The following is a 25,504-nucleotide window of genomic DNA, read 5'->3' as shown; positions in this document are numbered from 1 at the left end:
ACTCAAGCAGCCCCCATACACCTTTGCTGCGTCAGCGGAAAGCGATGAGTTGCCCTTTACGGGTCACAACATAAAGCGTGCCCCCCGCGACGACCGGATTGCTGGCCGCGCCACCGGGCAGCGGCACCTCTGACAGGACCGCGCCCGACACGGGGTCAAAGGAGCGCAACACCCCGTCACCGGAGGCCACGATCAGGCGGCCACCGGCAAGGACCGGGCCGTAATGGGCGAACACTTCGCGCTGACGCTTTGGTTTGGATTTCACGTAATAGGGCATCTGCACGGCCCAGATCCGCTCTCCGGTTGCCGCATCAAGCCGCACCAGTTCGCTTTGGTCGTTCACCAGAAACACGGAACCGCCGGCAGGCCAGACCGCAGAATAGGCGCCGTCTGTCGCGGTCCAGATCCGCTCGCCGCTGTTGGCGTTCAGCGCCACAGTGCGCCCGCTTTGGTTTCCGGCATAAATCGTATCGCCGACGACAACGGGGTCACCGGTTATGTCGGTGACAAAGGTATAGGCGCGCCCACGGCGCTCTCCGGACACCGAAGTCCCCCAGATGCGGACACCGCCCTGACGGAACGCGCCCACGATCTCTCCCGATCCGAAGGGAAAGATGGCAAGGCGGTCGGTCACGGCGGGGGCAGATCCGCCCACCATACCTGTGGGGGTCGGTGTGCCCGACACATCCCAAAGAACGCGGCCAGTGTCCGTCTTTACGGCCCAGCCACGGCTGTCACGCGACACGACATAGACGATTCCGTCCCGCACGGTCGGCGCGCCTGTGGCCTGCGCGTCAAGCTCTTGCCGCCAAATCACCGCGCCTGTGGCGGGATCAAGCGCGATCAGCTCGTCGAATCCGGTGGTGGCGAACAGACGGCCGTCGGCATAGGCCAACCCGCCCCCCGACGCGTCATCCTGCCGGTCACGCTGCGGCGTCAGATTGACGGACCACAACGTTCCGCCATTGGTGCCCAGCGCCGTCACGGTAGACCGGCTGCCCATGGCGAACACTCGCCCCTCGGCAACAATGGGATCGGCGGCAATGCGGAACTTGCGGCTGTCACCCGCCCCGATGGATTGGGAAAACACCTGTTTCAGGCTGCTGCCAAGGGCAGGATGGGTGATCTGGTGGGTCGGGCTGCCGTTTCTGTGTGTCCAGTTGGCATTGGCCACTTGCGCGGGCAAGCTGATCGGCAATGCGCGGTTCACATCCGCCGCAATCGCAGTTTCAGGCGCATCCAAAGACGCCCTCAGGTCCAGACGCTCGCCCGGCAGGATTTCCTCTTGGCTGCACGCGGCAAAAAGCCCTGTCAGCACAACAATTCCAGCGATCCGGGTCAGCTTCACCGCTCATTTCCTCTTGATCATGCGATGCCTTGGCACCGTTTGTCTCTAACTCGTCTGGTGGCGATAAAGCGCGATTTACGCCGCGCTCAGGTCTCCGCCCAGGGCCACAATCAACTGCGAGGCCCGCCGACGCAAGCCCGCTGTCACATCTGTATCCAGCAAAATCGCCTGAAGCTTGGTCAAAGCGGCGTCAGTATCGCCTTTTTCCACCAGAATCAGCGCGATTTGCTCTTCTGCCAAAAGTCGGAACGGCGCCCCTGCGGCGGTCAATGGCTGCAACAGGCCGATCCGGTCATCTGCGGGCGTGTCCGCGCCCTGCAACAGAACCGATTTCAATGTGGCAAGGTCGCGATACAGCGCCGGAAGGCTGGCATCCGCCGTGATATCCTTCAACCGCGCGATTGCCTCTTTACGGTCCTCGCCGGTCAAGGCGTTGGCGGACAACATAAAGTCCACCAGAGCCTTGGCGCCGCCTGTGACCTCGATCTGGTCAAGTGCTGCGGTGCGGATGGCGGCGTCCTCGTTCGACAGCGCCGACAACATGCTGTCGCCAAGCGCCTGCGCTGCGGCCTCTGTCCGGGCTTTTTGCCATTCGGAATAGGTCGCGCCGCCGACAATCAGCAAAACCGCCGCGATGACGATCCAGCCGTAGCGGCGCATCAGGACGAACAGCCGGTCGCGGCGCACCTCTTCGGTGACCTCGTCAATGAAACTTTCGTTATTGCTCACGCCATGCCCTGCCCTGCTAGACCCTATTTGTGTCCCTCATACCCCGAAGGCCGATGCCTTGCCAAGGGCCGCGACACTCGCGCTCAGGATGAACTTGCGCGGTCAACGGGGAAAGTTTAATCTGAACCGAGCAGTTTAGCGTAATGACACATAGTCGCTGTATGTCGGTTCATGCAGCATTTTAGATTTCACGGCGTCTGGTTGACGCACTGTCAAAGAGGCCTTGATGCGTTTCCTTCCCCTTCTTATCGCCGTTCTTGTGTCCGGCTCGCTTTATTTACTGGTGTTCGAGCGCGAGCGCCTATTGGGATTTGCCACCACCGGCGCGCCCGAAGCGGTGCAGGCAGAACAGCCGTCCCCGGTAAAACAGCCCGCACCCGACACAAACAAGGCGGTTCTTGTCGCAGCCATGGTTTCAACCGCGAAAGACATCGAGAATGCGGTTCTGGTCCGTGGCCAGACCGAAGCCGCGCGTGCCGTCGAGGTTCGCGCGGAAACATCAGGCCTTGTGATATCAGAGCCGAAGCGCAAGGGCAGCTTTGTCAGTGCGGGCGAGCCGCTGTGCCAGCTGGACCCCGGCACGCGCGGTGCGTCGCTGTCAGAGGCGCAGGCCCGGCTGGCCGAAGCAACGATCAACACGGTCGCCGCAAACAAGCTGGCCGAGGGCGGATTTGCCTCGGAAACGCGCAAGGTCTCGGCAGAGGCGACGCTGCAATCGGCGCAGGCCGGTGTGGCCGCCGCGCAGACCGAAATCAGCCGTCTGACCATCGCCGCCCCCTTCGAAGGACTGCTTGAAACCGATACGGCGGAACTGGGGTCCTTGCTGCAACCCGGTGCGCTTTGCGCCAATGTGATCCAGCTTGACCCGATCAAACTGGTGGGATTCGTGCCCGAAACCGACGTTGATAAGGTCAATGTAGGGTCGATGGCCCGCGCAAGGCTGGCATCCGGAACCCAGGTCGCGGGGCGGGTGACATTCCTGTCACGCTCTGCCGATGTGACAACCCGCACCTTTCGCGTGGAAATTCAGGTGCCCAATGCCGACCTTGCGATCCGCGACGGCCAGACGGCGGAAATCGTGATCGCATCGAACGGGCTTAAGGCGCATCTGCTGCCGCAATCGGCCATGGTGCTGAATGACGAGGGCGCAATCGGCGTGCGGATCGCCAGCGATGACAGCCGTGCGGAATTCGTGCCCGTCACCCCGCTGCGCGATACCGTCGAGGGCATTTGGGTCACCGGCCTGCCGGAGACCGCAAAAGTGATCGTGGTGGGGCAGGATTTCGTCACGGATGGTGTTAAACTGGATGTGACATTGCAGGAGACGCAGCAATGACCGGACTGGTCGATTGGGCCGCCTCGCGCGCCCGGATGGTGGTTGCCTTTATCGTCCTGTCCATCGTGGCCGGGGCCTATGCCTATAGTGTCCTGCCGAAAGAGGGCGAGCCCGACATCGAAATTCCGGCGCTTTTCGTTTCGGTGCCCTTTCCCGGTATTTCTGCCGAAGACAGCGAGAAACTGCTGGTCAAGGTCATGGAAACAGAACTGTCCGATCTGGACGGTTTGAAAAAGATCAGCGGCACGGCATCGGAAAACTACGCCGGTGTCGCGCTGGAATTCGAATTCGGCTGGGACAAGTCCAAGATCCTTGCCGATGTGCGCGACAAGATGAATACCGCCGAAGGGAAATTCCCCGCAGGCGCCGATAAATACTCGATCACAGAGATCAACTTTTCCGAATTCCCCATCATCATCGTCAACCTGACGGGGGCTGTGCCGGAGCGCACGCTGATCCGCGTAGCGAAGGGCCTGCAAGACCGGCTTGAGGCGCTGGAGCCCGTGCTGGAGGCCGGTCTGGCGGGCGAGCGGGACGAAATGGTCGAGGTCCAGATCGACCCCCTGCGTCTGGAGGCCTACAACGTCACCGCGGCAGAGCTGATCGGCGTGGTGCGCAACAACAACCAGCTGATCGCTGCGGGCGAGGTCGAAACCCCCGGCGGTGCGTTTTCGGTCAAGATCCCCTCGTCCTTCAACGAGGTGACGGACATCTACAACCTGCCGGTCAAGACCAACGGCGACCGCGTTGTCGTGCTGGGCGATCTGGCCCGCATCCGGCTGACCTTCGAAGACCGCACCGGCACCGCACGGTTCAACGGCGAGACGACCGTGGCCCTGCAAGTGGTCAAGCGGAAGGGCTATAACCTGATCGACACCTCCGCCCTTGTGAAAACGGCGGTGGACGCGGAACGCGCGACATGGCCTGCGGAACTGCAATCGGCGATCCGCGTCGGCACATCGAACGACCAGTCGCGGCAGGTCGCCTCGATGGTATCGCAGCTTGAAGGCTCTGTTCTGACCGCCATCGCGCTGGTGATGATCGTGGTCTTGGCCTCTCTGGGCACCCGCTCTGCGCTTCTGGTCGGGTTTTCGATCCCCACCTCTTTTCTGCTGTGTTTCGCGCTTCTGGCGATCATGGGCATCAGCATTTCCAACATCGTCATGTTCGGCCTGATTCTGGCCGTTGGCATGTTGGTGGACGGGGCCATTGTGGTTGTCGAATACGCCGACAAGCGTATTCAGGAGGGCGTCGGCCCGATGCACGCCTTCACCGAGGCCGCAAAGCGCATGTTCTGGCCCATCGTGTCCTCCACGGCCACAACGCTATGCGCCTTTTTGCCGATGCTGTTCTGGCCGGGCGTTCCGGGGCAATTCATGGGCATGTTGCCCGTCACGCTGATTTTTGTGCTGTCCGCCAGCCTTGTCGTCGCGCTGATCTATCTGCCGGTCATGGGCGGCGTCGCGGGCCGTATGTCGCGCATGTTCGGTCACGGGTCTGACGCGCTGATGGGGCTGCCGTGGCTGGTGCGGGCCGCTTTGGTCGTGCCCTCGGCCTATCTGGTGTTTCTGGGGGCGATGCAGTCGCTGAACCCGGGGTATCTGTTCGGCGGCACCTCTCCTTTGCCTGCGGCAACCGCATGGCTGCCCGGTGCCGCGATGTTCCTTGGCGGCGCAATTTTGTCGTCGATCACGTTGGGGGCCGCGAAAATACACCGCACCCCGCGCAAGATCGACGCGGGCTATCGGCGGACCCCGTTCGGCTGGTTCATAAAGCTGATCACCGGCAATCCGGTCATGCCCCTTGTCGCCATCGGCGCGGTCGTCTTCTTTGTGGTCACCACCTTCGGATACTTCGGCAAGAACAACTACGGCGTTGAATTCTTCGTCGAGTCAGAGCCGGAGCAGGCCATCGTCTATGTCCGCGCCCGCGGCAACCTCTCGCTTGCGGAAAAGGACGATCTGGTGCGGCAGGCAGAGGCCAGGGTGCTGGGCATCAAGGGCATCGACAACGCCTTTGCCTTTGCCGGCAAGGGCGGGCTGAGTTCGAACAATGGCGGTGCGCAGGAACCGCTGGACACCATCGGCCAGATCCAGATCGAGCTGATCCCATGGGAAGACCGCGCCGGCAACGCGGACCTCGACGGCGATCTGGTGATCGACCGACTGACAGCCGCGCTGGCCACGATTCCGGGGATACAGACAGAGATTCTGAACCTGTCACGCGGTCCCGCATCGGGCAAGCCTGTGCACCTGCGCCTGAAGGGTGACAACTGGCAGGATCTGCAAACCGCCGCCGCCACGGTGCGCGCCAGGTTTGAACGCACCCCTGCCCTGAAAGACATCGAGGACAGCCGCCCCCTGCCCGGCATCGACTGGCAGATCGACGTGGATGTCGAAAAGGCCGGACGTTACGGCGCGGATGTGGCCACCGTCGGCGGCATGGTGCAACTGGTGACGCGCGGCATCTTGCTTGACACGATGCGCGTCGATACCTCGGACGAGGAAATCGAGATCCGCGTGCGCCTGCCCGAACAGGACCGCGTTCTGTCCACGCTGGACACGCTGAAGGTCCGCACCGCCGACGGGCTGGTGCCCCTGTCCAACTTCATCACCCGCAAGCCGGTGGCCAAGCTGGGCCAGATCGACCGGATCGGGCAACAGCGCTACTTTGACGTCAAGGCCGATGTCACCGCTGGCATGACCAACGACAAAGGCGAGCCGATCAACGCGAACGAGCGGATCGCGGCCCTGACCGGCTGGCTGACCACAGACCAGCCCCTGCCCGCAAGCGTCACATGGGAATGGACCGGCGACCAAGAGGATCAGGCGGAATCAGGCGCCTTCCTGATGAAGGCGTTCTCGGGTGCGCTTGCCTTGATGTTCATCATCCTGCTGGCGCAGTTCAACAGCTTCTACAACGCGGTTCTGGTGCTTCTGGCGGTGGTTCTGTCCACGGCGGGCGTGCTGGTTGGCATGCTGGTGATGCAGCAGCCCTTTTCGATCATCATGACCGGCACCGGCATCGTGGCCTTGGCGGGGATTGTGGTGAACAACAACATTGTGCTGATCGACACCTATCAGGAATTCAGCCAGTACATGCCCAGACTAGAGGCAATCGTGCGCACCGCAGAACAGCGCATCCGCCCCGTTCTGCTGACCACGATCACCACGATGGCAGGCCTTGCGCCAATGATGTTCGGCCTCTCGCTCGACTTCATCAACGGCGGTTATTCCATCGACAGCCCGACTGCCCTGTGGTGGAAACAGCTGGCCACCGCCGTGGTTTTCGGCCTTGGCATCGCGACGGTTCTGACGCTGGTCTTCACCCCCTCGATGCTGGCGCTGCGCATCTGGCTAGGAACCGGCGCCTACCGCTCTGTCAACCGCCTGAAGGCGCTATCGCTGGGACGCGACAGTGCGCAGGCGCGGGATCTGGCGCTTGGCAAGGCGGCCCGCAAGGTGGGCTCTCCGACGATCCTTTGGGACCAGCCGGAACACGATCTGGCAGAAACCGAGGGCCAGCGCGCCAAGGAAAAGGCCAAGTCGCGGGCCAAACCGAAGGCCGCAAACAAAAGCACCCCCCTGCGCGCCGCCGAATAGCAACACCGCAAGTCCCGGCCTTCGGTCGGGGCTTGTCAGCGATAAAAAGGTGCCTTTACGCAGTCAAGCGCGGGTGTATCCCATCGTTGATAAAGAGCGCTCTATCAGGAGAATATCTTGCCCCTTCAAACTTATGAACTATCGGCAGGGGCGGGGCCCAATCCAGTCTATAACGCTGCAATGGCATATCTCGATGCAGCAGAAGTAGTATACGAAAAAGAAAGCGCAAAATCCGGCTTCCTTGCCTTTCCCAATTGGCATGTCGTGCACCACCTGAGTTTCATCGCGTCGGAACTTTTCCTGAAATCGTTTCGTGTGACCATACGGCATCCCCCGTCTCGGACGAGTCAGGCCCGGATTTTGAAGATGTGGCGCATGCATACGATGGCCATAACGCGCAACTGGATAAGCTTTTAGAGGAAGACAAAGTCGGTCTTCGACAACATCTTTCGGAAGAGCAGCTTGGTCTTTTGGACCGGATTTCAGAGTGGCGCGCGGGAAATGCCGAGCTTTCCAAAGGACGGTATCCCTATGAAAATCCAGATCGAAAAGCAAACGATGGGGAAACCTGCTTTCCAGTCGGGGACGCGGGCCGAGGCTTCGCAGAGAACTGGCTGAGCCTCGCTCGCTCTCTTTCAGAATTCCGCCAACCAACCAAGAATGGCAAAGCAGCGGACTAAAAACCACAACTGCCCCTTCCGCGCCACACCGCACCGCATCCCGGCCACCCGCCAAGGCTGCCCTCACCCGGTTATCGCGGCCTGCAACGGCCTGCCAATCGCCCCCTTAAACCGGCGGTAGGCAATCGCTGGCATCAAGCTGTTTAACGGGATCATCCGGCCTGCACACTTCGCCACTGACAGGATAGGTGCCATTGGTTGCGCAGCCAGCCAGCGACAGTATGGAAAAGGCCAGAACCAGCCATAGGGATTGTTTCAACGCACGACCCTCCTTTGCTAAATATCCCGGACAGCACGGGATCACGCAGGCCCTCTCGATTTACAACCCTTGCCTGCCCCCGCCTGTTCGGCATTGACCAAAGTCAAAGAAGGGCGGGAAGGATCAAACAAACATACCGCTCCCCCGATTCCAGGCCGCCTTTGGTCAGCACGCGCGTGTTGATCACGGTCAATTCAACGCACCTAGACACCTGATAGTGCTGTTCCTGTGATCAGCACACTGATCGCTGTTGATGTTTTGAGGAAGGACAGATGATGAGATTAAAGCACACTGCAATCCTCGGGGTTGGACTGGTGGCCATCCTTGCCGCGTGCGCACCTGCAAAGGCGCCGGAACCGATTTATGCAGAGCCGGTATTCAACAAATACGGCGACCCGTCGTGTCGCCCACCCACTGTTCCGATCGGCGGCGTGTATACTGCGGACCTGCCGCTTTGTCCTTTGATCGCGGGTGTGGTCGCGCAACCCGCAGCGATGCCTGCGTCGGGCGTGTCGGGCGCACCTGGCACCGTCACACCACCCCCCGCAGTTACCCCCGTCGATCCAGTTGATCCGGTGACGGGTCAGCAATACAGGAACAGGAATACGAACCAGAACACCAACCAGAGCGGCACCTGAACCGGGCGATCAGTAGTGCACCCGCCTGGCCCTGCGAACGCGGGCCAGGCGGATGCCGGCCTAGGCCGCGTCTTCCTCTTCGGATTGCTGGCGATACCACATGCCGGAGTAGCGCCCGCCCGCATCCACCAGATCGGCATGAACGCCGCGCTCTACGATGACGCCGTCTTCCAACACGATGATCTGGTCGGCATCCGCGATTGTCGACAGACGGTGCGCGATGGTGATCACCGTGCGCCCCTCGCCCATCATCTTCAGGCTGTCCTGGATGTCGCGCTCTGTCTGGGTATCCAAGGCGCTGGTCGCCTCGTCCAGCAGCAGGATCGGCGGGTTCTTCAACAAGGTCCGCGCGATGCCGACGCGCTGCTTCTCGCCGCCCGACAGTTTCAGCCCGCGTTCGCCCACCATGGTCTTGTATCCCTCGGGAAGGCTGACGATGAAGTCGTGGATCTTGGCGGCCCTCGCGGCCTCCTCGATCTCGGCGGGGGTTGCATCGGGGCGGCCGTAGGCGATGTTGTACAGAACGGTATCGTTGAACAGCACCGTGTCCTGCGGCACGACCCCGATCTGCGCGTGCAGGCTGGATTGGGTGATGTCGCGCAGATCCTGCCCGTCGATGGTCAGCGCGCCGCTGGTCACATCATAGAACCGGAACAACAACCGCCCGATGGTGGATTTGCCCGACCCGGACGGCCCGACAATCGCCACCGTCTGACCGGGTTTCACCGTCAGGCTGACGCCCTTCAGAATGGGCCGCGCCGCGTCGTAACCGAAATGCACATTATGCAGGGCAACCTCACCCCCGGTGACCTTCAGGGGCGGCGCGTTCGGCTTGTCCTGCACCTCTGACGGCTGTTCCAGCAGGTCGAACATATCGGCCATGTCGATCAGCGCCTGCCGGATTTCGCGGTAAACCGTCCCGAGAAAATTCAAAGGCATGGTGATCTGCACCATATAGGCATTGACCATGACAAAATCGCCCACCGTCAGTTGCCCGTTCTGCACCCCGATTGCGGCCAGAACCATGACCACCACCAGACCCGCGGTGATCAACAGGGATTGCCCGAAGTTGAGGAACGCCAGCGTGTAGTTCGTCTTCAGCGCCGCGGCCACATAGCGCTCCATCGCGCTGTCATAGCGTGCGGCCTCGCGCTCTTCCGCGCCGAAATACTTGACCGTCTCAAAATTCAGCAGGCTGTCGATGGCCTTTTGGTTCGCGTCCGTGTCCTGATCGTTCATCTCCTTGCGGATCTTCACGCGCCATTCGGTGACCGCAAAGGTGAACCAGACATACAGCGTAATCGTGACGACCACCGCGACCAGATACCAGACATCGAACACCACAAACAGAATGGCCGAAATCATCACCAGTTCCAGAACCAGCGGCCCGATGCTGAACAAAAGGAACCTCAGCAGGAAATCGACGCCCTTGACGCCGCGCTCGATGATCCGGCTCAGCCCGCCGGTCTTGCGGGTGATGTGGTATCGCATCGACAGGCGGTGGATATGCGTAAAGGTTTCAAGCGCCAGTTGCCGCAGGGCCCGCTGCCCGACACGCGCAAAGATCACGTCGCGCAACTGGGCGAAACCGACGCTCATCAGCCGCGCCATGCCATAGGCCACGGTCAGCCCCACAGCGCCCGCTCCCATCACCCACACAGGGCTGACATTGCCCTGCGCCAGAGAATCCACCGCCTCTTTGTAGAAAAACGGCGTGGTGACCGCAATGACCTTGGACAGCAACAGGGCAAGCAGCGCCCAGACCACCCGATGTTTCACCCAAGGATGCTCGGCCGGCCAAAGATAGGGCGCCACACGGCGGATCGTCCGCAGACCGCTCAGGCGGGCAGAGGTGTTCAGATTGGCATCGGTAGGGGTCAGGCGGCGCATCGGGTCACTCCAGGATCACGCGGACCCTAGGCGGCAAAAGCAGGAAAGGCCAGAGACGGCACGCGCCTGTGGCCCTTCCTGAACCCTCGTTTATCTTCTCGGCAAAAATACTCGCCTTTTTTGCGCCTTGCCCGCTGCCGGCCAGCCTTCGAGGGGCTCATTCAGGCAGGGTAAAGACCTGACCGGGATAAATTAGATCTGGGTCGCGGATGCGGTCACGGTTCGCCTCGAACACACGGACGAACAGCGGTCCCTCGCCGTAAGCGTCGCGCGCCAAGGCCCAGAGCGTATTGCCCGGCTGCACCGTGACCACGCTGATCCGCGTTTCGGGCAACTTGTCCGTATCGGACGGTGAAACCGATGCGGCCTCGGCCAGAACCTCTGCCGATTCTCGCTTGAACGGCGTCTCGATCCGGCTGGTGACTTTTCCCGCCTCGTCCGTCTGGTCGACCCGCAAGGCATAGATGCCAGAGGCGACATCGGACAGTTCCGCGCTCCAATCGCCACTTTCGGTGATGCGAGTTTTGCGGATCGGCTTGTTGTCCAGATAAACCTGCACAAGCGCCGATTTCTTGCCGCGCCCTGCCAGCGTCACCTCGCCCCCGGCATCATAAGTGATGGTATCAAGCGCGATATCGGCGCGATCGGGCTGCGCCCCAGGGGCCTGCAAAACCCGCAGGCCGGTGTCATCCGCCAAGATCACCACAGGCGCTTGCGTCTCGACTGTGGCAGGTGTGGTTTGGGGGGGCAGCCCGGCTGTTGGTGCGGCATCTGCCGCTGCCACGCCTTCGGCCGCAGGGGTTGGGGGCGGCTCTGCAACCGTTTCTGCAACCGTCTCTGTGGCAGGCTCTGTGGGAGGCTCTGTGGGAGGCTCTGTGGCATCCGCCAGCGCGGCACTTCTCGTCTGGTCCACAACAGCCTCCGGCACTGTGACCTCTGCAACGACAGGGGCCACAACAACCGGTGCCACGATAATGCTCTCGGTGGAGGCGACAGCGTCCGTGTCCGTTTCCATCCTCAGTGTCACGACACGGGGCGCGTCATCGGGGGCGGCAGTGAACAGGGCCACGAACTTGCCCTGCCCGTCCGCCGTTGCGCGCGCGACCTCGGCCCCGTCCATCAGCACGGCGACCGCCGAACCGGCCATCGCCCGCCCCGCAACCAACGCATTCCCCGCCGCGTCGATCCGCACCACGTCGAATGCGGGCGGGGTCTTGTCTGCCCCCGCGACCACCTTCGGTGCAGGGGCCGCTGCGGGCGCTGCCGCAGCAGGGCTGTCTGCGGGCACCGCAACGGGTGCCTCGACCATGGCTGGAGGAGCCGCCAACGGCGCAATGTCGGCCACCGGCAAAGGCACCGGCGACGTCTTGTATTGAAACAGTAAATAGCTTGCCACAGCGATGGCCGCGGCGGTCAGCCCGCCCGCCAGCACTCTGCCGCTCATCCCCAGACCGGACCAGCTTGTCATCTTGTCATCCCCTTACGCACGTCGCCGCATAGCGCGCGCTTGAACTGACCATAACAAGCCCGTTATCAGGGGTCAAAGAAACCCGCACAGAATGGAATTTTATCAATGGCCCAGTCCCGCCCCTCAATTTGCGTCTATTGCGGATCGCGAAATGGCATCCGCGCCTCTTACGTTCAGGCCGCAACCGACCTTGGCGTTGTTCTGGCGCAGGAAGGCTGGCGACTGGTCTATGGCGCGGGCGATGTCGGGCTGATGGGCACTGTCGCGCGGGCGGCGCAAACGGCGGGGGGCCAGACCTTTGGCGTGATCCCCGCGCATCTGCTGGACCGCGAGGTGGGCAAACGCGACCTGACACAGTTCATCGTAACCGAAAACATGCACGAGCGCAAAAAGGTCATGTACATGAATTCCGACGCGATCGTGGTGCTGCCGGGCGGGGCCGGATCGCTGGACGAGTTTTTTGAAGTGCTGACATGGCGGCAACTGGGGTTGCACCAAAAGCCGATCTACCTGCTGAACACCGACGGGTTCTGGAACCCGCTGGTCGACCTTATGGATCACGTCATCGCCGAAGGCTTTGCCGAGGGCACGTTGAAAACCTATGTCACCGTTCTGCCCGATGTGCCCGCCCTGACAGCCGCCCTGCGCAAGACCCTGTCCTGACGCAGGGTTTCCGCCGAATAAAGCGCCAGCGCCGCCCAGATCAGCGGAAAGGCGAGCCCGTGCCAAAAGGTAAACGGCTCATGGAAGGCCAGCGTCGCGACAAGGAACTGCAACGTCGGGTTGACGTATTGCGCCAGCCCGATCGTCGCCATCGTCACCCGCTTTGACGCATAGCTGAACAGGATCAGTGGCAGCGCGGTCAGCGGGCCCGACACCATCAGGATCAGGCTGTCGTGCCAATTGCTGCCGAACGCAGCCCCGGTCCGCCCCGCGATCCCTGTCCAGCCCTGCGTGTGCACGCCCCACAACCAGACCCCGGCCAAAGGGGCCAGTAGCAGCACCTCGGTCGTGACCGACACCACCGGCCCCGCAGCGACCTGTTTCTTGATCAGCCCGTAAAAGCCGAAGGTCAGCGCAATCGCCAAAGAGATCCAGGGCGGCACCCCCAGACCAAGGGTCAAAACCGTCACCGCCACGCCCGCCAGGGCAACCGCGACCCATTTAAACGCATTGAGACTTTCGCGCAGAAAAACCGCGCCCAGAATGACCGACACCAGCGGAAAGATGTAATAGCCAAGGCTTGCCTCGACCGCATGACCGATCTGGATCGAAAAGATGAACAGAAACCAGTTGCCGCTGATCATCAACGCGGCCAGCGCCACACCGCCCAGCGTGCGCCCGTTGCGCAGGATCGCTCCGATCTGCCCCAGCCGCCCCTGAACGGCCAGCACGACGCCGAAAAACACCAACGACCACAGCGTGCGATGCGACAGAACCTCCAGGGGCGGAACATGGGCGATCATCTTGTAATACAGCGCCGACAGCCCCCAGACAGTGCAGGCCGCAATCATCGCAAGAATGCCTTTGGTCGCTTCGTTCATTGGCCCGCCCTATCGCCGGATCGCAGATTCATCCGCGCCACTTCAATGCAGAACGCCCCGCAGATTGACCTGCGGGGCGTGCTTCTTTTCCGGGTCAGGTCAAGGCCCGACACCATCAACCTCAGGCAAGGCGGGACGCGACATTTTCCCAGTCAACAAGGTTGTCGAGGAAGTTGGTCAGGTAGGCCGGACGCTTGTTGCGGAAATCGATGTAGTAGGAATGCTCCCATACGTCGCAGCCCAGAAGTGCGGTCTGACCAAAGCACAGCGGGTTGACGCCGTTCTCGGTCTTGGTGACCTTCAGGCTGCCGTCCTTGTCCTGAACCAGCCATGCCCAGCCAGAGCCGAACTGGCCCGCGCCAGCCGCGGCGAAATCTTCCTTGAACTTGGCAACCGAACCGAAAGCGTCAGTGATCGCCTTTTCAAGCGCACCGGGCATGGTTTTGCCGTTCGGGCCCATCATGGTCCAGAACTGGGCGTGGTTCCAATGCTGCGAGGCATTGTTGAAAATGCCGTTCTGCGCAACGGACCCGGCGGCATATGTGCCGGTGATGATATCCTCGACGGATTTGCCTTCCCACTCGGTCCCGGCAATCAGCTTGTTGCCGTTGTCGACATAGGCCTTGTGGTGGATATCGTGGTGATATTCGAATGTTTCCGCAGACATGCCATGTGCAGCAAGCGCATCGTGGGCATAGGGAAGATCGGGAAGTTCAAAAGCCATTGGTCAGCCCCCTTGTTGGTGCAAAAATTACGTGTGCTAGATGGAGGGCACGGGCGGCCAAGGTCAACCCCTGCCCGTCCGTCGGATCAGAAATACCCGACCTCGGACCCTTTTGCAGCACTCGTCGACAATACACCAAAGGCATAATCCGCGACAGAGCGGAAACAGACCAGGGTGAATTCACCCTCGCCCGACATCCAGATCGCGGCGGCGACCTGCGCCAGACGGGTGCGGCGCACTTCGCCCGGCTTGAATGTCGCGGGCGACAGATCAACGGGGCAGACCTTGGCCAGCACCTCGGCCGCGCCGTCGCCCGTCACGGTCATCACCGCGCGCGCGTCGGACACATCGATCGCCAGCGCATGCGCATTGCCAAGCGCCTTTGTGACGGCGGCAAGCGTCGCTGCGGCGTCGGCGTAGGGCACCATCAGCAATAACTCATCCGGCGACATCCACGCGACGGCCTTGTCGCCGTCCCCAAGGATGGCACGCTGGCCCGGCACCTCCATGCCCACCGCCGCCTTGACCGCCTTTTTCACAGGGGCCGAGGCAAGATCGCCGCGCAGGGTGATCATCCCGCACAGCCCCTTGTCCGCCACCTGTGCGAAACCTGTGGCAGCTTTGCCGTTCAACGCACTGACAGCGTTAGACATTTTGCTTCTCCCCGTCCTTATCAAAGAACACAGCATCAACGATCTTCGCCTTCACAACGGTGCCGTCGAGTTTCGGAAACTCCACCACGTCGCCCATCCGGTCGGGACCGTGATGGATCAGACCCATCGCGATGCCCCGGTCCAGCGTCGGGGAATAATAGGTCGAGGTGACGCGCCCTTCGGTGTTGCGCTGGCCGTTGGCGTTATGCCCCGCGCTGACCGCATAGGCGCCGTCGGGAATAACCGATCCGTCCAGTGTTTCCAGCCCGACCAGCTTCCACCGGTTCGGGTCGGTCATATGCGGCCGTTCCTGCGCGCGCTTGCCCAGATAGTCCTCTTTCTTTTTCGAAATCGCCCAGCCCAACCCCAAATCCTGCGGGATCACGGTGCCGTCGGTCTCGTCCCCGATCATGATAAAGCCCTTTTCGGCCCTTAGGATGTGCAGGCATTCGGTGCCATAGGGCATCACGCCTAACTCTGCCCCTGCCACCATCAACGCCTCCCAGAAGGCCAATCCGTCAGACGCGCGCACGGCGATCTCGTAGGACAGCTCGCCCGAGAACGAAATCCGGTAGGCGCGGCACTCGAACCCGCCAAGGGTGCCATCCGCCCATGTCATGAAGGGCAGCGTTTCCTTGGACACGTCCATGCCGCCCAGCTTTTCCAGCACCTTGCGGGCATTGGGGCCGACCACGGCAATCTGCGCGTATTGCTCTGTCACATTGGCGGTGTAGACCTTCCAGTCCCACCATTCGCACTGCAACCAGTCCTCCATCCAGGCATGGATGCGATCCGCGCCGCCGGTGGTGGTGTGGCACAGCCATGTGTCCTCGTCGATCCGCGCGACCACACCGTCATCCGACAGGAACCCGTTTTCCGAACACATCAACCCATAGCGGCATTTGCCAACCGGCAGCGTGCTCATCATGTTGGTGTAGAGCATATCAAGGAACCGGCCGGCGTCGGGGCCTTTGACGATGATCTTGCCCAGCGTGGATGCGTCCAGCAAACCAAGGGCTTGGCGGGTGTTCTTCACCTCGCGGGTCACGGCATCATGGATGCTTTCACCGGGATTTTGATAGCAATAGGTCCGGCGCCAGTGACCCACGGGTTCCCAATAGGCGCCATGCGCCTCGTGCCAGGCGTGCATCGGGGTCTTGCGCAGCGGCTGGAAGATCTCACCGCGCGCCTCGCCCCCGATAGACCCCATGGAAATGGGGGTATAGGGCGGGCGGAAGGTGGTGGTGCCGACCTGCGGAATGCCCATGTTCAGGCTGTCAGCAAGCACCGCCAGACCATTGATGTTGCTTAACTTTCCCTGATCCGTCGCCATACCAAGCGTGGTATAGCGTTTGGTGTGTTCGACGCTTTCGAACCCTTCGCGGGCGGCCAGCTGCACGTCGGCGACCTTTACGTCGTTCTGATAGTCCAGCCACATTTTCGACCGCAACTGGATGCTTGCGCCCTGCGGCATGATCCAGACGGGGGCCATCGGTGCCTCCTGCACCGTCTCTGCCGCTGGAACATGCGATGTCTTGGGGGTGAATCCGGCAGCCCGTGCCGCCGCCTTACCCGCCGCATCGGCATCGGCCAGAACATCCGCCGTGGTCATCGCGCCATTGGCGATCCCTGCGGCAATCACAAATGCCTCTCCCTTTGCGCCCGTGGGGGCGCGGGTTGCGTCGGGGCGGAAATGCGCCTGCGCCTCGTCCCATGTCAGCTTGCCGCCGCAATGGGACCACAGATGCACCACCGGAGACCAGCCGCCGGACATCGCGACCGCATCGCAGGCGATCTCTTCCAGCGCGGCCCCTTCGCCGGCCTGCGCACAGATCGCGACAGCGGTCACGCGCTTGCCGCCTTTGACGCGGGCAATGCCCTTGCCGGTCTCGACGCGGATGCCAAGGGCACGGGCGGCGGTGGGCAGTTCCCCGTCCGCCACCGCGCGGGCATCAAGGATCACAGGCACCTCCAGCCCCGCCTGCTTCAAGGCGATGGCCGTGCGGTAGGCGTCGTCATTGTTGGTGACGACAACGGTTCGATCCCCAAGAGACGTGCCGAAATTCACCACATAATCGCGCACTGCGGCGGCAAGAAGCACGCCCGGAATATCGTTGCCCGCAAAGGACAAGGGCCGCTCTATCGCGCCGGTCGCAGTGACAATCTGCGCCGCGCGGATCTTCCACAACCGATGACGCGGCAGGTCCGCTGCGGGGGCGTGGTCGGTCAGCCGCTCGTAGGCAAGCGCATAGCCGTGGTCATAGACACCCGCGCCCATCGTGCGGGTTCGGATCGTGACATTATCCATCTTCTCAATGGCTTCACGGGTGATGTTCACCCAATCATCCGCAGGCATCCCGTCGATCACGGCACCATCCACAGGGGCACGACCGCCCAGATGCGCGGTCTGCTCGACCATCAGAACCGTCGCGCCCGCCTCGCCTGCCGCTTTTGCCGCCTGCAGGCCCGCGATGCCGCCGCCGATGACCAGAACGTCAACGAAGGCATGGAAATGCTCGTAGCGGTCGGCGTCGCGGTCTTTGGGGGCTTTGCCCAGACCGGCGGATTTGCGGATGATCGGTTCGAACACATGTTTCCATGCGGCGCGCGGATGGATGAAGGTCTTGTAATAGAACCCCGCCGGCAGGAACCGCGCGGCATAGTTGTTCACCACGCCGACGTCGAATTCAAGGCTGGGAAAGTGGTTCTGCGAGGTCGATTGCAACCCGTCGAACAGTTCTGTCGTTGTGACGCGCTGGTTCGGCTCGAACGTGCCGCCCTGCCCCAGATTGACCAGACCGTTGGGCTCTTCGGCACCGGATGCCACGACGCCGCGCGGGCGGTGGTATTTGAACGAACGGCCAACCAGCATCTGGTCATTGGCCAGCAAGGCAGAGGCAAGCGTGTCGCCCTCATACCCCTTCAGCCGTTTGCCGTTAAACGTAAATTCGATGGATTTGCCGCGGTTCAGAAGGCGGCCGCCAGTGGACAGACGAGTGCTCATTTATAGCCCTCCCATGCGGGAAATTTTGCGGTGATCGCGTCGACAATGGCCTTTGGCGGCTCTGTCGTCTGCGCGCTATAGGTGCCGAACACCTCCAGTGTGGTGGTGGACCGCGCCGCAAGGAACCACTTGCCGCAGCCGTTCACATGCCGCCAACGCTCGAAATGCACCCCCCTGGGGTTCTTGCGCATGAACATGTAGTCCTCGAAACTTTCGTCAGAAGACCCCGGACCAAAGCGTTTCAGATGCGCCTGCCCGCCCGCGTGCAGTTCGGTTTCATCGGCGCGGACGCCGCAATAGGGGCATTCAAGGATCAGCATTGCAGGGCTCCAGACACAGGAAAGGCGGACGCACCAAAGCGCCCGCCTGACCGGCGTGTTTCAGGGGTAGGTTCAGTTGGTTTGAATGTTGGGCAATTCGATTTTGATGTCAGTGGTATCACCCGGAACGTCGCCGCCCAGCATGAAGTAGGCAAGCACTGCCACGACGACGACAAGTGCGCCGACGATAAACGCGAGTGCGGTGGTATTGCGGTTGTTTTCGTTTGCCATTGTCCCAGAGTCCTTGTGTCGGGATCATGGGGCCGGACCCGCCACCGACCGGCGGCAGATCCGCCCTGATCAGTTGCCTGCGGGTGCAGTCGTGGCGTCTGCCGCCGCGCCTGTTGTTCCGGTGTCTGCGCCTGCATCTGCGCCTTCAGCGGTCGCGCCCGCCGTCGCACTGCCGCCCTGGGGTGCCTCGACCGTGATGTTGGTGGTGCCGGTGCCCGTCGCGACACCGGGAACATCCCCGCCGGACAGGACGTAGAACAGCACGCCCACTGCGACGACCAATCCACCGACAATGAAGATAAGCGTGCCGTTACCGCCGCTGTTGTTGCCGTCTGCCATTTGTCCGTCTCCGATATGTTATGTGACATATCCTTAACGCGACCTGCGATGGAAAAGTTCCGCATCAATGCGCCACCCCTGCGGCGACGCTTTCGTCGATGAACCGCCCCTCGATGAAGCGGTTCATGTCAAAGGCCGCCGCCAGCGGTCCGGGTTCGCCCTTGGCGACCAGTTCGGCCATGGCCCAGCCAGACCCCGGAATCGCCTTGAAGCCGCCCGTGCCCCAGCCGCAGTTCACAAACACATTGCCCACCGGCGTTTTCGAGATCAGCGGCGAGCGGTCGCCGGTCATATCCACGATCCCGCCCCACTGGCGCAGCATTTTCAGGCGGCTGATCATCGGGAAGGTCTCGATCAGGGCGCGCACGGTTTCCTCGATGTGGTGGAAAGAGCCGCGCTGGGTATAGTTGTTATAGCCGTCGGTGCCGCCGCCGATGACCATCTCGCCCTTGTCGGACTGGGACATATAGCCGTGCACGGTATTGGCCATCACGACCACATCCATGCAGGGCTTGATCGGTTCCGACACCAGCGCCTGAAGCGCGAGCGATTCAACCGGCAGACGGAAGCCCGCCATTTCCGCCAGAACGGAACTGTGCCCCGCCACGACGATGCCGACCTTACCGCAGGCGATCGCGCCCTTGGTGGTATCGACGCCGACGACCTTGCCGCCCTCGGTGCGCACGCCGGTCACTTCGCATTGCTGAAGGATGTCCATGCCCATGTCCGAACAGGCCCGCGCATAACCCCAGGCCACCGCATCGTGCCGCGCCGTGCCGCCGCGCGGCTGCCACAGGGCACCAAGCACGGGGTAGCGGGGGCCGTCGATGTTCATGATCGGGCACAGTTCCTTGACCTTTTCCGGCCCGATGAACTGGGTTTCCACCCCTTGCAGCATATTGGCATGTGCCGTGCGCTGGTAGCCACGGATCTCGTGCTGGGTCTGCGCCAGCATCATCACGCCGCGCGGGCTGAACATGACGTTATAGTTCAGGTCCTGACTTATGGTTTCATACAGCGACCGCGCCTTTTCATAGATCGCAGCAGAAGGATCCTGAAGGTAGTTCGAGCGGATGATCGTGGTGTTGCGCCCCGTGTTGCCGCCGCCAAGCCAGCCCTTTTCGATGATCGCCACATTGGTGATGCCGTGGTTCTTGCCAAGGTAATAGGCCGTCGCCAGACCGTGCCCCCCGGCCCCGATGATGACAACGTCGTATTTCGCCTTTGGCGCAGGCGAGCGCCACGCCTTTTCCCACCCGGTATGATAGCGGATGGCCTCTTTGGCGATGGCGAAGGCAGAGTAGCGTTTCATGGGCAAACGAATCCGGCTGGGGCGGGGGAAGTCCCGCAAGTCTGTTGTGCGATGTGGCGCCACCCTACCCCCTTCCATGCGCGGCACTCTATTGGAAAATTGCGACAAGGGTCGGAATCCCCGTGTCGCAAAACCGGCCGCGAGACCACCTGCGACCGAATGGACCTTTTGCGACGGCCCGCGGGACTATACATGGGAGGGGAACTGACCGGAGGCGACATGGAAAACTGGATATTTTGGGCCGTAGCAGGCGCATTGGCGGTGGCGGTGGCGGGTATGCTGGCGCAGGTTTTGTTGCGCCGTCGCGACATTGCCGACCCCGCCGCCGCCTATGATCTTCAGGTCTACCGCGACCAGCTGAAAGAGGTGGACCGCGACGAGGCGCGCGGCGTGATGTCCAGCGTCGACGCCGAACGCACAAGGCTGGAAGTGTCCCGCCGCATTCTGGACGCCGACCGCGCCCTGCATGCGGATGTGGCAGAGACGCCCGTGCCACGGTCCATGTCCATCGGGATGGCGGCGCTGGCGCTTTGGGTCGTGGTCGGCGGCGCCTTCGTCACCTACACCTTCACAGGTGCGCCGGGCTATCCCGATCTTCCTATGGCTGAACGGCTTGCCGCCAGCAACCTTGCCCGCGAAACCCGGCCCCTGCAGGCCGTGGCAGAGTTAGAGGCCGCCCGCCAGCTGCCCGTTCCACAGCGTGACCCGTCCTATGTCGCGCTGGTCGAAAAGCTGCGCAAGGCGGTGGCGGATCGCCCCGACGACCTTCAGGGGCAGCTTTTGCTGGCCGGAAACGAGGCCGCCCTTGGCAATTACATCGAGGCCTACCGCGCACAAGAGCGCGTGATCGCGCTAAAGGGCGATGTCGCCACGGCGCAAGACTTTGCCGATTTGGCGGATATGCAGATCATGGCTGCGGGCGGTTATGTGTCCCCCGAGGCGGAGCGCGCGCTGACACAGGCGCTGCAACGCGACCAGACCAACGGCACGGCGCGGTATTATTCGGGTCTGATGTTCGCACAGGTCGACCGCCCCGACCTGTCGTTCCGCCTGTGGCGCGCCCTGCTGGACGACAGCGCACCCGATGATCTCTGGGTGCCCGCGATCCGCGACCAGATCGAGGATATCGCGGTGCGGGCCGGTGTGAATTACACTCTGCCGCCCGTCACGGGCCTGAAAGGGCCAGATGCGGCGGATATTCAGGCCGCAGGGCAGATGACCGACGCGGACCGCACGGAGATGATCCGCGGCATGGTGGCGGGCCTGTCCGACCGTCTCGCCACATCGGGTGGCTCGCCCGAGGAATGGGCGCGGCTGGTGGGGGCTTATGGCGTGCTGGGCGAAACCGGTCAGGCCGGCAGGATCTGGACAGAGGCGCAGACGGTGTTTGCCGGAAACGAGGCCGCACTGGCCACGATCCACGCCGCCGCGGTTCAGGCAGGTGTGGCGCAGTGATCTTCGAGACGACAGAGGAATTCGCGCTGGCCCTGCCCGCCTACCGCGCCATCGGCGGGCTTGATCTGGGGACGGAAACCATCGGCGTTGCGGTGTCGGACACGTTGATGTCCATCGCGACGCCACTGGAAACCGTGCGGCGCAAGAAATTCACGCTGGACGCCGCGCGTCTGTTGGAAATCGCCGCCGACCGAAACCTGTGCGGGTTCATCCTTGGGATGCCACGCAACATGGACGGCAGCGAAGGCCCGCGCGCGCAATCGACCCGCGCCTTTGCCCGCAACCTGTCGCGGCTGACCGAGCTGCCGATCGGCTATTGGGACGAACGGTTGTCGACCGTCGCCGCCGAACGCGCCTTGCTAGAGGCGGATACGTCGCGAAAACGTCGCAGCGAGGTCATTGATCATGTGGCGGCGGGGTATATCTTGCAAGGTGTGCTGGACCGCATGGGTCACATAAGGCGAGCGACATGACCGACGACATCTGGAAACGCGACGAAGTCCAGTCGCCCTGCATCAAGATCTGCGTGATCCATCCGGCAGAGCGGCTGTGCACGGGGTGCTTGCGCTCTATCGACGAGATCACCGCATGGTCGCGCATGACCAACGAGGCACGCGCCGCCCTGATGGACGAATTGCCAACACGCGCATCGCGTATCGCGAAGCGCCGTGGGGGCCGTGCGGGGCGTCTGGCACAAAGCTAGGCCGCGGCAAGACGCCCTATTCGCCTACATGAACGCCTTGCGCAGCATGTTCAGCGCCACAAGGATCAGGAAGACGGCAAAGACCCGCTTCAGCGGCTTCGGGTCCATCGAATGCGCCATCCTGACGCCCAAAGGCGTGGTCAGCAACGTCATCGAGATGACAATCAGAAACGCGGGGATGTTCACCGCGCCCAGCGTGAAGGGCGGACGCACATCGACAGGGATCTGCACCAGCAGAAAACCGATCACCGACGGCACCGCGATCAACAGGCCAAACCCTGCGGCAGTTGCCACCGCGCTATGGATCGGGCGGCCATAAAGCGTCATCAGCGGAACCCCCATCGACCCGCCACCGATGCCCATCAGCACCGACAGAAACCCGATGACCGGCGAAATGATCGCGCGTCTGATCCCTTTGGGCATCGCATCGCCCAACCGCCAATCGGCGCGTCCGAACGCCATATACAGCCCGATCAGCATGGCCAGACCGCCGAAAATTGCCTGCAACGTCGAGGATTTCAGCGAGGCCGCGATCAGCACACCAAGGATCGCACCCACCGCAATGCCGGGCGCCCAGCTTTTCAGGATAGCCCAATCCACGACACCCTTTTTCGCGTGCGACAGAACAGACCGGATAGAGGTGACGACGATCGTCGCCAACGAGGTCGCCAGACAGATCTGCATCAGATAGGCGCTGTCATAGCCCAGCGAACCGAAGGCATAGAAAAACGCGGTCACCAGCACGATGCCGCCACCGACCCCCAAAAGCCCCGCCAGAATTCCGGCAATCGCACCAATCGTCAAAAGCAGTGCCACCAGGGGCGCAAGTGTCGCAAAATCGGGCATCGGCCCCTCCATTCAGGTTTTGATATGGTAAATCGGGTTTCGCGCCCTGCTTCAATGCCAAAGCGACGCGGGGTCAGGTTGCGGGGGTCAGAGTTCGGCGGCCTCTTGCAGGTCGGTCACCGCTGCCAGCGCGGCCAGAACGGTATGGGGACCCGCCCCGTCCTTGTGCCCCTCTTCGGACAGAATGCGCCGCCAGCCGCGTGCGCCGGGTTTGCCCGCGAACAGCCCCAACATATGCCGCGTCACCTGCCCCAGCTTGCCACCCGACGCCAGATGCGCCTCGATGTAGGGCAGCATCGCGTGCACGACCGCCTCTGCCGTCGTGGCATGGGTGTCGCCATAGATCAGACGGTCGGCGCCCAGCAAAATGTCGGCCGGTGTGTGGTAGGCCGCCCGCCCGATCATCACGCCATCAAGCCCCCTGTCCAGAAACCCCCTGGCCTGATCCAGCGTGGTGATCCCGCCGTTGACCGACAGATGCAGATGCGGAAACAGCGCCTTCATCGCGATTACAAGATCATAATCCAGCGGCGGAATATCGCGGTTTTCCTTGGGGCTAAGCCCTTGCAGCCACGCCTTGCGGGCATGGATCTGGAACCGGTTGACGCCCGCCGCGCTGACCCGCGCCAGAAAGTCGGGCAGCACATCTGCCGGGTTCTGGTCATCGACCCCGATCCGGCATTTGACGGTCACCTCGACGCCCTGCGCCCCGATCATCGCGGACACACACTCGGCAACCAGCGCCGGACGCTGCATCAGAATCGCACCAAAGCACCCCGATTGCACACGGTCCGAAGGACAGCCGACATTCAGATTGATCTCGGCATACCCCTCGTCCGCGCCCATTCTCGCCGCCTGCGCAAGCTCGACGGGGTCAGACCCGCCAAGCTGCAAGGCGACCGGCTGTTCGGCAGGATCAAAGCGCAACAAATGCCGCGCATCGCCCCGCACAAGCGCGGGGGCGGTGACCATTTCGGTGTAAAGCAACGCATTGCGCGACATAAGGCGGTGCAGATAGCGGCAATGCCGGTCGGTCCAGTCCATCATCGGGGCCGTAGACAATCTAGCGTGTTGATTTATTTGCATTTTTTGTTTATCTTCAAACTGTTGACGGCGGATGTTGCTACGCTGGAATACGCCCCAATATCCCCGAATTTGCCCCTCTACGACGACTCATTGCACACACAGCGCACACGAAAATGGCCTCCATCACCAAACTCCCCTCCGGTGCCTACCGGGTTCAGATCAGACGAAAGGGCCGCTACGCGAGCGAGACGTTTCTCCGTCGCGACGATGCCCATCGCTGGGCCCGCCAAGCGGAGACCCGGGTGGATCAGGGGTTGGCGCCGAACAAGTCGTCCGTCTCCCGCCTGACCACCTTCGGCGATCTCATCGATCTTCACATAATCGATATGTGCGAGGTAGGCAAACCGCCGCGTCGCAGCAAGGCCGCCACGCTCAAGACGCTCAAGCGCGATCTGGGCAAGGAGAAGATCGGGCACCTCGACCGGCAAAAGCTGATCGACTACGGCAAGATGCGCGCCGATCAAGGCGCCGGTCCGGTGACCCTCAGCATCGATATCGGCGTGATCAAGATGATCATCACCCATGCGGCAGCCGTGCACGGCCTCGACATCTCTCCGGAACCCGTTGATCTGGCGCGTGTCGCGCTCAAGCGGCTCGGCCTTATCGGCAAGGGCACAGAGCGGGATCGTCGCCCCACCACGGACGAGCTGAACCGCCTCATCCGTTGCTTCGATGACAACGAACGCCTGACCCTGCCGATGACACGGATCGTGAAGTTCGCGGTGGCCACGGCGATGCGGCTCGATGAGATCTGCCGCGTCGCATGGACCGATCTCGACGTCGACCGCCGGATGCTCATGATCCGCGATAGGAAGGACCCGCGCAACAAGACCGGAAACGACCAGCGGATCCCACTCTTCGCCGCCACGGGGTTCGATGCCTGGGCATTGGTCACCGAACAGGCCAAGGAACTCGGGCACGCAAGGGGCCGGATCTTTCCCTACAACTCGAAATCGGTCGGAACGGCCTTCCGGCGCGCCTGCGTCGAGGTCAGCGTGAAGGACCTGCATTTCCACGATCTACGCCATGAGGGCACAAGCCGCCTGTTCGAGGCCGGCTTCGCCATTGAACAGGTCTCGCTGGTCACTGGCCACAAGGATTGGAAAATGCTGCGCCGGTACACGCATATCCGCCCGGAAACGCTGCACCGGCTTGCCGCGTCGCGCGCCCCTTCCCCGCTCGAGACCCGCGCAGCCGAGTGGCCGGAGAGTCAGAGGGGTGCCGTCCCGGCCCGTGACGGGTTTGGAGGTCGAGAGAGAGTGGACCTGCACCGGTTTCGTTCCGGTCAGGTGCTCATGTTAAGCGGCCTTTCGTTCGAAGGCCACGGGGCTTTTGCC

24 protein-coding genes are annotated in these 25,504 nt (G+C 62.3%); 9 read left to right on the top strand and 15 right to left on the bottom strand.

Annotated elements, in window-relative coordinates; genetic code table 11:
* Nucleotides 1-31: 31 nt before the first annotated feature.
* On the bottom strand, nt 32-1,348 hold the full coding sequence (locus tag ACEN2R_RS07785; protein WP_442040919.1) for an outer membrane protein assembly factor BamB family protein: 1,317 nt from the start codon (nt 1,346-1,348) through the stop codon (nt 32-34).
* Between the two features lie 75 nt (nt 1,349-1,423).
* The gene (locus ACEN2R_RS07780) at nt 1,424-2,077 is read right to left on the bottom strand and encodes a hypothetical protein (protein WP_442040917.1); all 654 of its coding nucleotides are present in this window, start codon (nt 2,075-2,077) and stop codon (nt 1,424-1,426) included.
* Between the two features lie 226 nt (nt 2,078-2,303).
* Between ACEN2R_RS07780 and ACEN2R_RS07775 the strand changes: the two genes are divergently transcribed.
* The 3 genes from ACEN2R_RS07775 to ACEN2R_RS07765 all read left to right on the top strand — a co-directional run bounded on the left by ACEN2R_RS07775 (nt 2,304) and on the right by ACEN2R_RS07765 (nt 7,695).
* Nucleotides 2,304-3,413, top strand: coding sequence for an efflux RND transporter periplasmic adaptor subunit (locus ACEN2R_RS07775; protein WP_442040915.1), 1,110 nt, complete (start codon nt 2,304-2,306; stop codon nt 3,411-3,413).
* A complete protein-coding gene (locus ACEN2R_RS07770; RefSeq protein ID WP_442040913.1) occupies nt 3,410-7,015 on the top strand; it encodes an efflux RND transporter permease subunit in 3,606 nt (1,201 codons plus the stop codon). Before ACEN2R_RS07775 ends, ACEN2R_RS07770 begins: the two co-directional genes overlap by 4 nt.
* Before the next feature lie 368 nt (nt 7,016-7,383).
* Nucleotides 7,384-7,695, top strand: a complete 312-nt coding sequence (locus tag ACEN2R_RS07765; RefSeq protein ID WP_442040911.1) for a hypothetical protein — start codon at nt 7,384-7,386, stop codon at nt 7,693-7,695.
* A 106-nt stretch (nt 7,696-7,801) separates the two neighbouring features.
* Here ACEN2R_RS07765 and ACEN2R_RS07760 read toward each other — a convergent pair whose 3' ends face one another.
* Nucleotides 7,802-7,954: a hypothetical protein gene (locus ACEN2R_RS07760; RefSeq protein ID WP_442040909.1), complete on the bottom strand. Its 153-nt coding sequence runs from the start codon at nt 7,952-7,954 to the stop codon at nt 7,802-7,804.
* Nucleotides 7,955-8,226: 272 nt separating this feature from the next.
* On the opposite strand from ACEN2R_RS07760, the gene ACEN2R_RS07755 reads away from it, so the two are divergent.
* Nucleotides 8,227-8,592: a hypothetical protein gene (locus ACEN2R_RS07755; protein WP_442040907.1), complete on the top strand. Its 366-nt coding sequence runs from the start codon at nt 8,227-8,229 to the stop codon at nt 8,590-8,592.
* A gap of 60 nt (nt 8,593-8,652) precedes the next feature.
* Here the strand turns inward: ACEN2R_RS07755 and ACEN2R_RS07750 are convergent, their stop codons facing one another.
* Together ACEN2R_RS07750 and ACEN2R_RS07745 are read right to left on the bottom strand one after the other, a co-directional pair.
* A complete protein-coding gene (locus ACEN2R_RS07750) occupies nt 8,653-10,482 on the bottom strand; it encodes an ABCB family ABC transporter ATP-binding protein/permease (RefSeq protein WP_442040905.1) in 1,830 nt (609 codons plus the stop codon).
* 157 nt (nt 10,483-10,639) lie between these two features.
* Nucleotides 10,640-11,950, bottom strand: a complete 1,311-nt coding sequence (locus ACEN2R_RS07745) for a LysM peptidoglycan-binding domain-containing protein (protein WP_442040903.1) — start codon at nt 11,948-11,950, stop codon at nt 10,640-10,642.
* Between the two features lie 105 nt (nt 11,951-12,055).
* Here ACEN2R_RS07745 and ACEN2R_RS07740 point away from each other — a divergent pair, with 105 nt between their 5' ends.
* On the top strand, nt 12,056-12,613 hold the full coding sequence (locus tag ACEN2R_RS07740; RefSeq protein ID WP_442040901.1) for a TIGR00730 family Rossman fold protein: 558 nt from the start codon (nt 12,056-12,058) through the stop codon (nt 12,611-12,613).
* Here ACEN2R_RS07740 and rarD read toward each other — a convergent pair.
* The 8 genes from rarD to ACEN2R_RS07700 all read right to left on the bottom strand — a co-directional run bounded on the left by rarD (nt 12,550) and on the right by ACEN2R_RS07700 (nt 20,077).
* Nucleotides 12,550-13,494: an EamA family transporter RarD gene (gene rarD, locus ACEN2R_RS07735; protein WP_442040899.1), complete on the bottom strand. Its 945-nt coding sequence runs from the start codon at nt 13,492-13,494 to the stop codon at nt 12,550-12,552. The genes ACEN2R_RS07740 and rarD overlap by 64 nt on opposite strands.
* Before the next feature lie 121 nt (nt 13,495-13,615).
* On the bottom strand, nt 13,616-14,218 hold the full coding sequence (locus tag ACEN2R_RS07730; protein WP_442040897.1) for a superoxide dismutase: 603 nt from the start codon (nt 14,216-14,218) through the stop codon (nt 13,616-13,618).
* An 86-nt stretch (nt 14,219-14,304) separates the two neighbouring features.
* Nucleotides 14,305-14,871: a sarcosine oxidase subunit gamma gene (locus ACEN2R_RS07725; protein WP_442040895.1), complete on the bottom strand. Its 567-nt coding sequence runs from the start codon at nt 14,869-14,871 to the stop codon at nt 14,305-14,307.
* Nucleotides 14,864-17,875 carry a sarcosine oxidase subunit alpha family protein gene (locus ACEN2R_RS07720; protein ID WP_442040893.1) on the bottom strand — a complete coding sequence of 1,004 codons (3,012 nt, stop codon included), beginning with the start codon at nt 17,873-17,875 and terminating at the stop codon, nt 14,864-14,866. Before ACEN2R_RS07720 ends, ACEN2R_RS07725 begins: the two co-directional genes overlap by 8 nt.
* On the bottom strand, nt 17,872-18,195 hold the full coding sequence (locus ACEN2R_RS07715) for a sarcosine oxidase subunit delta (protein WP_442040891.1): 324 nt from the start codon (nt 18,193-18,195) through the stop codon (nt 17,872-17,874). Before ACEN2R_RS07715 ends, ACEN2R_RS07720 begins: the two co-directional genes overlap by 4 nt.
* A 72-nt stretch (nt 18,196-18,267) precedes the next feature.
* Nucleotides 18,268-18,426 (bottom strand): hypothetical protein, encoded by a 159-nt coding sequence (locus ACEN2R_RS07710; RefSeq protein ID WP_442040889.1) that lies wholly within the window; start codon nt 18,424-18,426, stop codon nt 18,268-18,270.
* 69 nt (nt 18,427-18,495) lie between these two features.
* A complete protein-coding gene (locus ACEN2R_RS07705) occupies nt 18,496-18,765 on the bottom strand; it encodes a hypothetical protein (protein WP_442040887.1) in 270 nt (89 codons plus the stop codon).
* A gap of 64 nt (nt 18,766-18,829) precedes the next feature.
* Complete coding sequence (locus ACEN2R_RS07700) at nt 18,830-20,077, bottom strand: sarcosine oxidase subunit beta family protein (RefSeq protein WP_442040885.1); 1,248 nt, start codon at nt 20,075-20,077, stop codon at nt 18,830-18,832.
* A gap of 219 nt (nt 20,078-20,296) precedes the next feature.
* Between ACEN2R_RS07700 and ccmI the strand changes: the two genes are divergently transcribed.
* Genes ccmI through ACEN2R_RS07685 form a run of 3 tightly spaced genes read left to right on the top strand, consistent with a single transcriptional unit; the run spans nt 20,297 to nt 22,235 of the window.
* Complete coding sequence (ccmI, locus tag ACEN2R_RS07695) at nt 20,297-21,532, top strand: c-type cytochrome biogenesis protein CcmI (protein ID WP_442040883.1); 1,236 nt, start codon at nt 20,297-20,299, stop codon at nt 21,530-21,532.
* Nucleotides 21,529-22,005, top strand: a complete 477-nt coding sequence (gene ruvX, locus ACEN2R_RS07690) for a Holliday junction resolvase RuvX (protein WP_442040881.1) — start codon at nt 21,529-21,531, stop codon at nt 22,003-22,005. Before ccmI ends, ruvX begins: the two co-directional genes overlap by 4 nt.
* Nucleotides 22,002-22,235 (top strand): DUF1289 domain-containing protein, encoded by a 234-nt coding sequence (locus ACEN2R_RS07685; RefSeq protein WP_442040879.1) that lies wholly within the window; start codon nt 22,002-22,004, stop codon nt 22,233-22,235. The genes ruvX and ACEN2R_RS07685 overlap by 4 nt, the downstream gene beginning before the upstream one ends.
* A gap of 24 nt (nt 22,236-22,259) precedes the next feature.
* Here the strand turns inward: ACEN2R_RS07685 and ACEN2R_RS07680 are convergent, their stop codons facing one another.
* Both ACEN2R_RS07680 and dusA read right to left on the bottom strand, forming a co-directional pair.
* The gene (locus tag ACEN2R_RS07680) at nt 22,260-23,081 is read right to left on the bottom strand and encodes a sulfite exporter TauE/SafE family protein (RefSeq protein WP_442040877.1); all 822 of its coding nucleotides are present in this window, start codon (nt 23,079-23,081) and stop codon (nt 22,260-22,262) included.
* 87 nt (nt 23,082-23,168) lie between these two features.
* Entirely contained in the window at nt 23,169-24,167 is a 999-nt protein-coding gene (gene dusA, locus ACEN2R_RS07675; protein WP_442040875.1) for a tRNA dihydrouridine(20/20a) synthase DusA, read from the bottom strand.
* A gap of 113 nt (nt 24,168-24,280) precedes the next feature.
* On the opposite strand from dusA, the gene ACEN2R_RS07670 reads away from it, so the two are divergent.
* A partial coding sequence (locus ACEN2R_RS07670) for a site-specific integrase (protein WP_442040873.1) occupies nt 24,281-25,504 on the top strand: 1,224 nt, incomplete at its 3' end.

This window comes from Pseudogemmobacter sp. W21_MBD1_M6 (genome assembly GCF_052119585.1).
Taxonomy (GTDB): domain Bacteria; phylum Pseudomonadota; class Alphaproteobacteria; order Rhodobacterales; family Rhodobacteraceae; genus JBGQOJ01.
The sequence above is the reverse complement of the archived record's forward strand: the minus strand, read 5'-3'. Positions and strand labels throughout refer to the sequence as shown.

Coding starts and splice junctions, on each gene's coding strand:
- ACEN2R_RS07775 (WP_442040915.1), top strand. CDS start 2,304: ATGCGTTTCCTTCCCCTTCTTATCGCCGTTCTTGTGTCCGGCTCGCTT.
- ACEN2R_RS07770 (WP_442040913.1), top strand. CDS start 3,410: ATGACCGGACTGGTCGATTGGGCCGCCTCGCGCGCCCGGATGGTGGTT.
- ACEN2R_RS07755 (WP_442040907.1), top strand. CDS start 8,227: ATGATGAGATTAAAGCACACTGCAATCCTCGGGGTTGGACTGGTGGCC.
- ACEN2R_RS07750 (WP_442040905.1), bottom strand. CDS start 10,482: ATGCGCCGCCTGACCCCTACCGATGCCAATCTGAACACCTCTGCCCGC.
- ACEN2R_RS07745 (WP_442040903.1), bottom strand. CDS start 11,950: ATGACAAGCTGGTCCGGTCTGGGGATGAGCGGCAGAGTGCTGGCGGGC.
- ACEN2R_RS07740 (WP_442040901.1), top strand. CDS start 12,056: ATGGCCCAGTCCCGCCCCTCAATTTGCGTCTATTGCGGATCGCGAAAT.
- rarD (WP_442040899.1), bottom strand. CDS start 13,494: ATGAACGAAGCGACCAAAGGCATTCTTGCGATGATTGCGGCCTGCACT.
- ACEN2R_RS07730 (WP_442040897.1), bottom strand. CDS start 14,218: ATGGCTTTTGAACTTCCCGATCTTCCCTATGCCCACGATGCGCTTGCT.
- ACEN2R_RS07725 (WP_442040895.1), bottom strand. CDS start 14,871: ATGTCTAACGCTGTCAGTGCGTTGAACGGCAAAGCTGCCACAGGTTTC.
- ACEN2R_RS07720 (WP_442040893.1), bottom strand. CDS start 17,875: ATGAGCACTCGTCTGTCCACTGGCGGCCGCCTTCTGAACCGCGGCAAA.
- ACEN2R_RS07715 (WP_442040891.1), bottom strand. CDS start 18,195: ATGCTGATCCTTGAATGCCCCTATTGCGGCGTCCGCGCCGATGAAACC.
- ACEN2R_RS07710 (WP_442040889.1), bottom strand. CDS start 18,426: ATGGCAAACGAAAACAACCGCAATACCACCGCACTCGCGTTTATCGTC.
- ACEN2R_RS07705 (WP_442040887.1), bottom strand. CDS start 18,765: ATGGCAGACGGCAACAACAGCGGCGGTAACGGCACGCTTATCTTCATT.
- ACEN2R_RS07700 (WP_442040885.1), bottom strand. CDS start 20,077: ATGAAACGCTACTCTGCCTTCGCCATCGCCAAAGAGGCCATCCGCTAT.
- ccmI (WP_442040883.1), top strand. CDS start 20,297: ATGGAAAACTGGATATTTTGGGCCGTAGCAGGCGCATTGGCGGTGGCG.
- ACEN2R_RS07685 (WP_442040879.1), top strand. CDS start 22,002: ATGACCGACGACATCTGGAAACGCGACGAAGTCCAGTCGCCCTGCATC.
- ACEN2R_RS07680 (WP_442040877.1), bottom strand. CDS start 23,081: ATGCCCGATTTTGCGACACTTGCGCCCCTGGTGGCACTGCTTTTGACG.
- dusA (WP_442040875.1), bottom strand. CDS start 24,167: ATGCAAATAAATCAACACGCTAGATTGTCTACGGCCCCGATGATGGAC.